The sequence below is a fragment of the Microcoleus sp. OTE_8_concoct_300 genome (assembly GCF_031383065.1).
Taxonomy (GTDB): domain Bacteria; phylum Cyanobacteriota; class Cyanobacteriia; order Cyanobacteriales; family Microcoleaceae; genus Microcoleus.
In genome coordinates, this window is the sequence record NZ_JANMZH010000816.1 from 1 (window position 1) to 9373 (window position 9373).

Genomic DNA, 9373 nt, shown 5'->3' on the forward strand with positions numbered 1-9373 from the left:
TGATTGGACGGCGCTTTTGGTGCTGTTCGAGGCGACGAAGCCACTCCAAATCGGCTTCATCAACCCGGCCGGTAGCCACATAGATTACTTGTTTTCCCGAACCCGCAGCCAGAGTTTCGGCCCATTCACTTTTGCCAGATCTGGCCGGCCCAGTTACTAAGATTAATTGTCTCGATGCAGTTGGTTCTGAGTTAGTCATTAGTCATTAAGTAGGTAAGCGCAAAAAAACCATAATATCTTGTAGGGTCAATCGATTTTAGATTTTAGATTTTAGATTTTAGAATTGAAGCATTGACCCCACGGAGAAATTCGGGGGGCAAGTTTCTCGGATACAGGTTTTTTATTTCTGGACGGATGAATCCGGGGGCTTGTATCCTCGATGCTTTCGGTCAAGTAGGGGCAAGTTTAGCCTAGGATCTATACTACGAGAGAGTTGATGAGTGCCAAACCAGACCTTCCATGTAATGTTTATTTCTACTCACTTACTTAGTCATTAATCAGCAGTTAGCAGTCAGTCGATTTGAGATTTGAGATTTACTCCACAGATCGATCTGGGAGCTTGAAGTTGGTTCTAAAAAATTGGGCGGCTCGCGAATCCTGTGGGAAACTTGTATCGGTTTTTTGGGGATCACATACTAGGGATTAAACACAAATGGCAATTGCCAATTCCCAATTGCCAATTCCCAATTCCCAATTCCCAATTCCCAATTCCCAATTCCCAATTATGATTTAAACTGCCAACTACCAAAGGCTTTTTAAGCGATAATAGCATTGATGAGACAATATCAGAGTAAGTCGATCGCTCTCCCAGCATTTGCCAAGCTGTTATTTATGCCAGAACATCCTCAGATATCAGCGATAATTTGCACCCACAATCGTCACACCTATCTAGGTGCTGCGATCGACAGCTTGCTGATACAGGATTTTCCCGACAACTTTGAAGTAATAGTAGTGGATAACGCTTCTAGCGATTATGCCAGCCCGGAAAGTTCCACTTCGCGCACCCGCGAGGTGGTAGAAGCAAGACTGGGCGATCGGCGCCTCAAGTACGTGTGGGAGCCCGAAATTGGTCTGTCAGTAGCCCGGAACACTGGCGCAAAGGAAGCTCGCAGCGATATATTAGCTTATCTCGACGACGACGCTGTTGCTGAGCCGAATTGGCTCAGGGTGCTGCACAGCGCTTATCAAAGCAATCAAAAACTCGCCGTAGCTGGTGGCAAAGTCAATTTGCTCTGGCCTTCGGGAGTCAGCCCGCCCGAATGGCTGTCAGCGGGATTGGCCCAGAACTTGGGAGTTTACGATTTAGGAGAAAGTTGCATTTACGTCACAGCAGCCGGTTTGACTCCCAGGGGTGTAAACTACTCAATCCGGCGCCCTTTTCTCGAACAAATTGGCGGCTTCGATGTCAAACTCGGTAGAGTCGGCACCAAATTGTTGTCAAATGAAGAGTTGCGGGCGACAGAATTAGCTTTAGAGTTAGGTTGGCAAGTAGTTTATCTACCCGAGGCCCTGGTGCTTCACAATGTCGCCACAGAACGGCTCAACAAAGCTTGGTTCCTAGAGCGCGGGTGGTGGCAAGGCATCAGCGAGTGTTATCGCGAACAATTGTCCGATCGAGCTGGTATTGCTCAGCTTGGGCGAGGGGGTGAAAGAATATTGAGGGGTGTCTGGAAGTCTTTAAAATATATTAGAGATCCGGGGCTGCGTTTTGAAAATTTCGTTTTTGCCTGGGGCCAAATCGGTTATTTGAGTGCAGCCGTCGGCGGGCTGATTTTTGCACCGAAATCGACCAGCAGGCATTAGGCTATAGGCAATATCCCTCGCTGCTCAAGTTGTCGGCGCGACTGTGCAGATCACACTTCATCTACCAAAACTCGACCGCATTCAGGTTCAAGCACTCGATTATGACATCTAGTTCATCCAAGATTCCGGTTTCAGTTCTCATTCCGGCAAAAGACGAAGAACTTAATCTACCTGCGTGTCTGGCCAGCATTGCCAGGGCGGATGAAGTTTTCATGGTTGATTCCCAAAGCAGCGATCGCACGGTAGAAATTGCCATCAGCAGCGGCGCAAAAGTAGTGCAATTCTACTTCGACAACCGCTGGCCGAAAAAGAAAAATTGGTCTTTGGACAATCTGCCCTTTCGCAACGAATGGGTATTAATTGTCGATTGCGACGAGCGCATTCCGCCGGAACTTTGGGACGAAATCGCGCGGGTGATCGAAGACCCCAATTTTGACGGCTACTACCTCAACCGCAAAGTCTTATTTTTAGGTAAGTGGCTGCGTTACGGCGGCCGATATCCCGACTGGAATTTGCGTTTGTTCAAGCATCAAAAAGGCCGTTACGAAAATCTCGGCACTGAATCCGTCCCCAATACTGGCGACAACGAAGTTCACGAACACGTCATTTTAGCCGGTCCAGTCGGCTACTTAAAAAATGACATGATCCACGAGGACTACCGCGATTTATTTCACTGGATAGAACGGCACAACCGCTATTCTAATTGGGACGCTCGCGTTTATTACAATATTCTTACGGGTCGCGATGAGAGCGGCACTATTGGCGCTAACCTATTTGGAGATGCAGTGCAGCGGAAACGATTTCTCAAAAAAGTTTGGGTGTGGCTGCCTTGTAAACCAATGCTCAGATTTATTTTATTTTACTTCATTCAGCTCGGCTTTTTGGATGGAAAAGTTGGCTATATTTATGCAAGATTATTGAGTCAATATGAGTATCAAATTAATGCAAAACTTTACGAGTTGCGTTGTTGTGGCGGTCAGTTGAATGTGGCAGAATCTCAGGCGCCTTTGTCGCCATCAGTAGTTATCAGTCAGGAGACAGAAGTGAAATTGCCGTGAGAATATCTGTTAGTCAGCTTGGAGTGGACGAAAGTTTGTGTAGGCGCGGTTTTAACCGCCGGGTTTCTTGAACTAATTAATACTTAAGTGAATGCCACTAGCTAAGATACCTAAAATTTTACCTAAATCGTTGATAAAATATTCGACTAAATCAATTTCGATCGTCTGTTTTGTTAATTTCATAAATTTCCAGTTAGTGCCGGTGGTAACGGTACCGTAAATCACAGGAATTTCGTTGCCTTCATTTTCATTAAAAATTTGCGCGCCCAACATTTCCGCTACGCATTGTCCCAAGCCAGCCAAAATATTTTCTTTTTTAGCTTCCACGACGGTAATAACTGGCGCACTAACAAATAAAAGTTCAGGTGATTGACTGATGATAAAATCACAACTGCCGTTTAATCCTTTACTGGCATCCACACTAAAGTCAATGCCGGAAAACCAGCTAATTTGATAATTTAATTGTTTTCTGAGTTCGACGAGAATTGGAGCAATAATTAATTCCGATCGCGCTTTTTCTGTATTGCTACCAAGGGCTAAAGCTAGATTATCGCGCAGGGTTTCTTGGAGAAAATCGCTGGGTGTTAATTCTGGAATTTCTGTGAAAATATCTGAGCGTTCGGAAATAGTTAAATTAAAGTCTCTCGTAACTCGACTTAAAGTAAAATCACTGTATGACATTAGTTATCTATCTCTATGGTTGAGTTCTATTCGGGTTCGGGAGGATGCGTTAGCGAAGCTTGCCATAGGCATCGCACTTCTTCCGGTTCCTGCAAAATATGATGAACTGGTTGACTTTGGAAAGTGGGTCAACAGAGTGGCACAATATCCGTCACTAATGTTGACCCGTTACCCCCTAGTTAAACAACGATAAAGCCTTCAGTTATTCGTCACCCTCAAGAAATTGTCTAGCCACCCGTCCCCAATCAACACGAGCATCCTGTGCCCTCTGACGCCGGGGCCCATCAGGTTGCTCATCCTCGTACCGCGCCCAAGCCGCCAGTAACAATTTCAAACCTTCGAGAGAATTTGTTAGACGAGAGCGAAGTGTTTCAGTATCTACGCCTTCTACCTCTTCTTCTAACACTTCGACAAGATTTTTGTAGGCAGGATGGTTGGCGTTCAAAGTTATCATAATTGCACCCCCTCCAGTCTTAACTGAAAAAAAAGCAGCGGTTTCCATATCTGCTTTTGTAAAAGTGTACTTCAATCCATCAGAGACTGTTTTTGCCGCCAACTCTTCAGCTTTAGATTCCAGAACACCTGTCTTTATTAATGTGGTTTCAATAATTTCCTTTCGCGCCTCCAAAGGTAGTGACTCATCCTTGTCGCTTTGCCCTTGGTGTCCTTCCTTCTTCCGTTCTTCTGTCACATCAGTTGCAACTTTCTCCGCAGAAGATCCTTGATGTCGCTTTTGTCCACTGCGTGAAGCAGGCGTTTGGGCATTAATCTGATTTCGCATAGTTGCTATATTTTTATGGAGCTTATAAGCAATGTCTATTAATGGGCCTCTGGGGTCTTCTTCTTGGATTAGTTCTTCTTTGAGTTCAATAATTGTTTTTCCATCTCTTAGCATGGATTCGATATCTAGATTCGCCAGTTCTGAAAAGTTACGGGCAGATTGCTTATTGTTAGTGACCCCAAACAAGTCGTCAAGTGTTGGAGGAAATTCTATCTCGACCCCCCACCATCGCTCTGTAGCTCTTTTCTGTGCCCAAGACTCGTCTAGTTCCAATTCACGCCCTGCTCGAACGACTGAAACGCCCATATTTCTACCAGCGTGCTTTCCATGCGGAAGATTACCAGGATTCTTTCCTGGCCGGGCTTCCTCCTTAGCATAAGAATAACGAATTTTTACTTCGTGATTGTTGCTACGAAACTCAATGATAAAAGTTGTCTCATAGCTGTTTTCTTCTGGCCACGGATGAAACATTGGCGTTTTGTCAAAAGGATGTGGGCAAGAAGTCTTTGCCATGAGATAACCCGGATCGTTCGGCTGTGCAAATTTTTCTACCATGATTTTGGTAGGTTCATTAATATCAAAAGTTGCCATACGAATGACTACTTCTTGAGTATCTAAAAATTTTCGATACATTCGTCCAATCACGAACTCGGAATTTTCGATGATTGTCTTACCAGTCTTCCACATACAGCGATCGATATCTGACCAGACAACTAATGTTCCCGTCTCTCCAAAACCTGTTGTGACTTTTTCCCAAATCTCAGGGATAGGGTGCTTCTGAGGTTCGGGAACTTCAGTAAGCTGCTTGTTTTTGATTTCATTCAAATCTAGGTATGTGTAAATTGCATTTTCTACACCACTCTCCCAAGTCCAAACATCCACCCGTTTACACTGGGAAATTGAAGAGCATGGCAACCCCATACCAAAGCGCCCCATTCCTGTATGTTTTTCTTCTTCTAGATAGGTTCCGTTGCCGAACTGTAAAGCCATTCGCAAAACAGTGGAATCCATGCCGCTTCCATTATCTAAAACAGCGATTTGATGAATGCGCGAGCTACGTCGCTGTAGCTGAATTTCTTTTTCAGCACAGAGAACTTCTACCTCAGTAGCTTTAGCTTGAATGGAATTATCTATGAGTTCGGCTAGTGCATAGGCAGCGTTTTTATAACCGTTGTCACGCATTGCCTGAACAACTAAATGTACCGGAACGATATCATGTTGTTTCGTCATTTTAATCTCCAAATGTCTTCCCAATTGTTAAAAGCATCGGCAACACTGCCAAAGCCTGGTAAATCTGTGTCCACTACAGTAACAATCTCAGCTTGTTCATTGCCACCTGCTTTAAGTCCGCGAATAGCACGTCCAACCATCTGGCTGTATAAAACAAGCGACTTGGTGGGACGAGCAATCACGGCGGCACTGGTTCGCGGGGCATCAAATCCTGTTGTAAGAACGCCATAATTACAGATAATTTTAGTTTCTGGATGATCATCTTTAAACCTTGCAATGATTCGCTCTCTTTCTGAAGCAGGAGTTTTGGCAGTTACAGCGGATGCTTGCCAATTTCTAGCTTTCAGCACAGCGGCTAGAAGTTTTGAGTGTTCTACAGATATGGCAAACACCAAAATACGCTTGTGGGTCTTTGCCAAATTTTCAATTTCCAAAATAATGCGGAGATTGCGCTGTTCGTTTTCAGCTAGGCGAGTCAGGATATTTTTTGGTAACTCTAACTCTTCTTCAATACGCTTCAAGTCGTTATTAGATAAATTCAATCCACTCTGGTGTAACAAAGGTCGGTATTCTACTCGTGCCAAGTATTGCTCTGACACTAGGTAGTCTACTGGATTCTCGTAGCCAGGAACCTCCAAAGTAACTTTGCGCTGTGCAAAGAATTCAGCTAACTCTTCGTCCGCACTAATGTCTGCCCAAGTGCGGCCTGGTGTAGCTGTTAACCCAAGCAGTGCTGTGTGTTCGTATGGTAAAACGAGAGAATCGAGGACTAGCTTGTAAGTTTCTGCAATTGCTTGATGGGCTTCATCAATAATTACAAGAGAAGAACGAGAACCTAATTTATTAATGAATTGGATGCTACGTTTAGCACGACTGTAAAGCTTGGAAAGACCTGCAACTACTAAGCCGTCCCGCACCCGATCGAGATCGAGTTCGTGGTTCCCCCAAAAACGATAGATAGATAAATCGCGATCGCCTAAATATCTCCAGGCGCGTTGAAACTCGGCGGCGGCTTGTTCGCAAAGTTCTTCACTGTATGCCAACCATACGACTAAAGTAGGCTCTTGCGCTCGCAGGCGATCGGCGATAATGTGCATTGCCGTGCGTGTCTTTCCCGATCCGGTGGGCATATGAAGCAGAACACGCCGAGGTTCTTTTTGGAGGTACTGTTTGACTTTGGCTGCTGCACTACGCTGATGAACAAACAAAGCGTATTGAGGCTTAGCCAAATCCGATGAGGGTGTTTCTTCAGATTCCTCAGTTGATGGTACAACCAATTCAAAAAAGTCGAAAAGGGCACGTTCGCGTTCCGATCCGCGGCGTATTTTGACTTCTTTTAGGGCTTGAAAGAGATCTTCATTGTCTGAAGCTGACAAAATTGTAGCGAGAATTTCAGCTTGTTTGGGTCGTAATAATTCAAATAGGATAGTGCGAGTGTCTTTTGATAAAAGCAAGCTTTCACGAGAATAAATACTCATCAACACTTCACGCAGATTAGTGGGAGTTGCTAGGCGACTATCTAGAAGCTTCACTAAACGGAAAGCTGAACTACCCAATAAAGTTTGTAGCGTTTCTTCATCTGCTCGTGATAGTATATCGTCAAAATTCAAAGGACGCACCCCTCGTATATAATCGTCATAGCTAACAAGCTAAGCAAGACAGCTCATCATCTTCGCTGTCAAGTAAGTTCTCTAGTGCTACTTTGCTGAAACCCCCAATTCAGCAGTTCTGAGTTGTCTGTCAAATCTGGGTTTCTTCACCGTTGGCGCAATTCAGCAGGGTGTGAATTAATGGCAGATCGGCTTGAGGGTGGTTTTATTTTATTGTGATAAGTTATCAATAACACCGATGTTTATTTTAGCATGATTAGGGGTGGGTTCTCGGGTTCACTTGACAAGTTTTTGCTTTTTTACCGCAGATGGCAGCGGATATACGCGGATGGACGCGGATGAAGAGTTGTTATTTTATGAGTTGTTCTAGGGATGGAAAAAGTATTTTTTCGGCGCTGATTTTTGGGCAATCGCAAGGTTGTTGAGTGGCGGATATTGCTGATACTTTGCCTAGCAGCATTTGGATGCTTTCTATTAGCAGGGGTAGGGTTAATAAAATTATTGATGCTGATACTAGCAAGCTAATTAAGCCGTCCGCCCAATTCCAGTGCAGCCACGCTACGGCGATCGCAGCTAGAATTACTCCAACCGAGGAAAATATGTCGGCAACGGAGTGCACAAAGGCGCTTTTGAGATTTAAGTCGCCGTGACAGCAGGAATGCAAGCAACAAGCATTGATTGAGTTGATGCTTAAACCTACTATGGCGGTAATTAACATGGGGAGTCCTTCTACTTCGGGGGTTGGGGACTGTAAGCGGGCGATCGACTCGGTGGCTATCCACAGGGCGATCGCTACTAAACTGATACTATTAATTAAGGCAGCTATGATTTCTCCTCGTTCAGGGTTTGGCGATTGTGCGATCGTACAATCTACGGATTTGCTTTTGCCTTTGACTGAGGAGTACCAAGTGGCTGTCAATGTTATTGCTAAAGCTGCTACATCTGAAAAAACGTGACCCGCATCTGCTAAGAGGGACAAACTATGAGAAGTCATTGCAGCTATTAACTCTGCTACAAAAAAGCTGCTAAGCAGTACCAATGCTGTTTGTAAAAGTCGCACTTTGGCAATTTTGGGATTTGGATTCTCGCAATGTGCGATAGCCTTGGCGTTTTCAGAGTTAAAATTGTCCCTAACTGGAAATGTCATGCAGCAGTCCTTAAAGCTAAACTCGATTTTAAATTAAACATTAGATGACTTATTATACGCCAACTCCCGACCCGGAACCGCAAAAGCCGATCGCAAATTCCCCAAATCCTGAAATAAATGCTCATCCAATTAGCGACAATCAGCCAAATACTTTGACAGGCGAATCTTTGGTTGATTTGCAAAAGTACAACCAATCAAATTTTGATCGGGGAAAGTCTGGTTGGCTAATTTTGCTTTGGTGGTTGGTGCAGGCGATCGCATTTCCCCTCACTCCACACCCTTTTAACGGCATCAGAAGCGGGTTGCTGCGGTTATTTGGAGCGAAAATAGGTCCCGGTGTGATTATCCGCCCTACGGCTCGTTTTACCTATCCTTGGAAAATTCAAATCGGCGATTACAGTTGGATCGGAGATGATGTTGTATTCTACAGTCTCGAGCGAATTACGATCGGCAAACACTGCGTCATTTCTCAAAAAAGTTACCTCTGCACTGGCACTCACGACCCCCAAGACTCCGCCTTTGGCTTAATAACAGCTTCTGTGATCGTTAATAACGGCGTTTGGATTGCCGCCGACTGTTTCATTGGCCCTGGTGTCGAAATCGGTGCCAACTCTTTAATTGGAGCTCGCAGCAGTGTCTTTAAAAATATGCCTGCTGGCTTTGTTTGTACGGGTAATCCCTGTCGCCCGCGCGATCGGCGAGAAATTAACAAAAGTTTGTAGTATGGAATTCAATCCGATCAAAAGTTCGCAGTCAGGACTGATATCATGTCCGGTCGATTACCCTGATTCCTGCAGGGGCCCGTGAGCCAATAATATTTGCCAAAAACAGACAATCTCGCAAACCCGCCCCCCTATGTATTATGGGCGATCGATCGGACATGATATTAGGATCGCGAATTAAATAACTTACAATTTTAATTATTATTGTGGGATGGGCGTCCCGCCCGTCCAAAAAGGACAGGCGGGACGCCCATCCCACTTTCCTTGTGGAAGTTATTTAATTCTCATTCCTTACTATAGACCTCTTGCAAAAGTCCTTTTCATAAATTTATTGGACGGGC

General features: G+C 44.7%; 9 protein-coding genes. 3 read left to right on the forward strand and 6 right to left on the reverse strand.

Going from position 1 to position 9373, the window contains the following annotated elements; all coding sequences use genetic code 11:
- The coding region (locus ACUVJL_RS36210) for a bifunctional adenosylcobinamide kinase/adenosylcobinamide-phosphate guanylyltransferase (protein WP_445250232.1) at positions 1-199 on the reverse strand (199 nt) is incomplete at its 3' end.
- Between the two features lie 429 nt (positions 200-628).
- Complete coding sequence (locus tag ACUVJL_RS36215; protein WP_445250233.1) at positions 629-772, reverse strand: hypothetical protein; 144 nt, start codon at positions 770-772, stop codon at positions 629-631.
- 59 nt (positions 773-831) lie between these two features.
- Between ACUVJL_RS36215 and ACUVJL_RS36220 the strand changes: the two genes are divergently transcribed.
- Together ACUVJL_RS36220 and ACUVJL_RS36225 are read left to right on the forward strand one after the other, a co-directional pair.
- The gene (locus ACUVJL_RS36220) at positions 832-1803 is read left to right on the forward strand and encodes a glycosyltransferase family 2 protein (RefSeq protein WP_445250240.1); all 972 of its coding nucleotides are present in this window, start codon (positions 832-834) and stop codon (positions 1801-1803) included.
- Positions 1804-1904: 101 nt separating this feature from the next.
- Complete coding sequence (locus ACUVJL_RS36225) at positions 1905-2861, forward strand: glycosyltransferase family 2 protein (RefSeq protein WP_445250234.1); 957 nt, start codon at positions 1905-1907, stop codon at positions 2859-2861.
- A 72-nt stretch (positions 2862-2933) separates the two neighbouring features.
- On the opposite strand, the gene ACUVJL_RS36230 is transcribed toward ACUVJL_RS36225, so the two are convergent.
- From ACUVJL_RS36230 to ACUVJL_RS36245, 4 genes are all read right to left on the reverse strand, one after another.
- Positions 2934-3542, reverse strand: a complete 609-nt coding sequence (locus ACUVJL_RS36230) for a hypothetical protein (RefSeq protein ID WP_445250235.1) — start codon at positions 3540-3542, stop codon at positions 2934-2936.
- Positions 3543-3744: 202 nt separating this feature from the next.
- Positions 3745-5553: an ATP-binding protein gene (locus tag ACUVJL_RS36235; protein WP_445250236.1), complete on the reverse strand. Its 1809-nt coding sequence runs from the start codon at positions 5551-5553 to the stop codon at positions 3745-3747.
- Complete coding sequence (locus tag ACUVJL_RS36240; protein WP_445250237.1) at positions 5550-7163, reverse strand: DEAD/DEAH box helicase; 1614 nt, start codon at positions 7161-7163, stop codon at positions 5550-5552. Before ACUVJL_RS36240 ends, ACUVJL_RS36235 begins: the two co-directional genes overlap by 4 nt.
- Positions 7164-7512: 349 nt before the next feature.
- Complete coding sequence (locus tag ACUVJL_RS36245) at positions 7513-8310, reverse strand: cation diffusion facilitator family transporter (RefSeq protein WP_445250238.1); 798 nt, start codon at positions 8308-8310, stop codon at positions 7513-7515.
- A 44-nt stretch (positions 8311-8354) separates the two neighbouring features.
- Between ACUVJL_RS36245 and hpsU the strand changes: the two genes are divergently transcribed.
- Positions 8355-9032, forward strand: coding sequence for a hormogonium polysaccharide biosynthesis acetyltransferase HpsU (gene hpsU / locus ACUVJL_RS36250; RefSeq protein WP_445250239.1), 678 nt, complete (start codon positions 8355-8357; stop codon positions 9030-9032).
- Positions 9033-9373: the final 341 nt, after the last annotated feature.

Coding starts and splice junctions, on each gene's coding strand:
- hpsU (WP_445250239.1), top strand. CDS start 8,355: ATGACTTATTATACGCCAACTCCCGACCCGGAACCGCAAAAGCCGATC.
- ACUVJL_RS36230 (WP_445250235.1), bottom strand. CDS start 3,542: ATGTCATACAGTGATTTTACTTTAAGTCGAGTTACGAGAGACTTTAAT.
- ACUVJL_RS36245 (WP_445250238.1), bottom strand. CDS start 8,310: ATGACATTTCCAGTTAGGGACAATTTTAACTCTGAAAACGCCAAGGCT.
- ACUVJL_RS36215 (WP_445250233.1), bottom strand. CDS start 772: ATGCTATTATCGCTTAAAAAGCCTTTGGTAGTTGGCAGTTTAAATCAT.
- ACUVJL_RS36220 (WP_445250240.1), top strand. CDS start 832: ATGCCAGAACATCCTCAGATATCAGCGATAATTTGCACCCACAATCGT.
- ACUVJL_RS36235 (WP_445250236.1), bottom strand. CDS start 5,553: ATGACGAAACAACATGATATCGTTCCGGTACATTTAGTTGTTCAGGCA.
- ACUVJL_RS36225 (WP_445250234.1), top strand. CDS start 1,905: ATGACATCTAGTTCATCCAAGATTCCGGTTTCAGTTCTCATTCCGGCA.